The following is a 1515-nucleotide window of genomic DNA, read 5'->3' on the forward strand; positions in this document are numbered from 1 at the left end:
CTCAGATTGAACGCTGGCGGCAGGCCTAACACATGCAAGTCGAACGGTAACAGAAAGCAGCTTGCTGCTTTGCTGACGAGTGGCGGACGGGTGAGTAATGTCTGGGAAACTGCCTGATGGAGGGGGATAACTACTGGAAACGGTAGCTAATACCGCATAACGTCGCAAGACCAAAGAGGGGGACCTTCGGGCCTCTTGCCATCGGATGTGCCCAGATGGGATTAGCTTGTTGGTGGGGTAACGGCTCACCAAGGCGACGATCCCTAGCTGGTCTGAGAGGATGACCAGCCACACTGGAACTGAGACACGGTCCAGACTCCTACGGGAGGCAGCAGTGGGGAATATTGCACAATGGGCGCAAGCCTGATGCAGCCATGCCGCGTGTATGAAGAAGGCCTTCGGGTTGTAAAGTACTTTCAGCGGGGAGGAAGGGAGTAAAGTTAATACCTTTGCTCATTGACGTTACCCGCAGAAGAAGCACCGGCTAACTCCGTGCCAGCAGCCGCGGTAATACGGAGGGTGCAAGCGTTAATCGGAATTACTGGGCGTAAAGCGCACGCAGGCGGTTTGTTAAGTCAGATGTGAAATCCCCGGGCTCAACCTGGGAACTGCATCTGATACTGGCAAGCTTGAGTCTCGTAGAGGGGGGTAGAATTCCAGGTGTAGCGGTGAAATGCGTAGAGATCTGGAGGAATACCGGTGGCGAAGGCGGCCCCCTGGACGAAGACTGACGCTCAGGTGCGAAAGCGTGGGGAGCAAACAGGATTAGATACCCTGGTAGTCCACGCCGTAAACGATGTCGACTTGGAGGTTGTGCCCTTGAGGCGTGGCTTCCGGAGCTAACGCGTTAAGTCGACCGCCTGGGGAGTACGGCCGCAAGGTTAAAACTCAAATGAATTGACGGGGGCCCGCACAAGCGGTGGAGCATGTGGTTTAATTCGATGCAACGCGAAGAACCTTACCTGGTCTTGACATCCACGGAAGTTTTCAGAGATGAGAATGTGCCTTCGGGAACCGTGAGACAGGTGCTGCATGGCTGTCGTCAGCTCGTGTTGTGAAATGTTGGGTTAAGTCCCGCAACGAGCGCAACCCTTATCCTTTGTTGCCAGCGGTCCGGCCGGGAACTCAAAGGAGACTGCCAGTGATAAACTGGAGGAAGGTGGGGATGACGTCAAGTCATCATGGCCCTTACGACCAGGGCTACACACGTGCTACAATGGCGCATACAAAGAGAAGCGACCTCGCGAGAGCAAGCGGACCTCATAAAGTGCGTCGTAGTCCGGATTGGAGTCTGCAACTCGACTCCATGAAGTCGGAATCGCTAGTAATCGTGGATCAGAATGCCACGGTGAATACGTTCCCGGGCCTTGTACACACCGCCCGTCACACCATGGGAGTGGGTTGCAAAAGAAGTAGGTAGCTTAACCTTCGGGAGGGCGCTTACCACTTTGTGATTCATGACTGGGGTGAAGTCGTAACAAGGTAACCGTAGGGGAACCTGCGGTTGGATCACCT

General features: G+C 54.9%; 1 rRNA gene. It reads left to right on the forward strand.

Annotated elements, in window-relative coordinates:
• A 16S ribosomal RNA gene (locus H9Y04_RS49010) occupies window positions 1–1515 on the forward strand; the annotation flags it as partial.

It is taken from the genome of Streptomyces polyasparticus (genome assembly GCF_014493765.1).
GTDB lineage: Bacteria > Actinomycetota > Actinomycetes > Streptomycetales > Streptomycetaceae > Streptomyces > Streptomyces polyasparticus.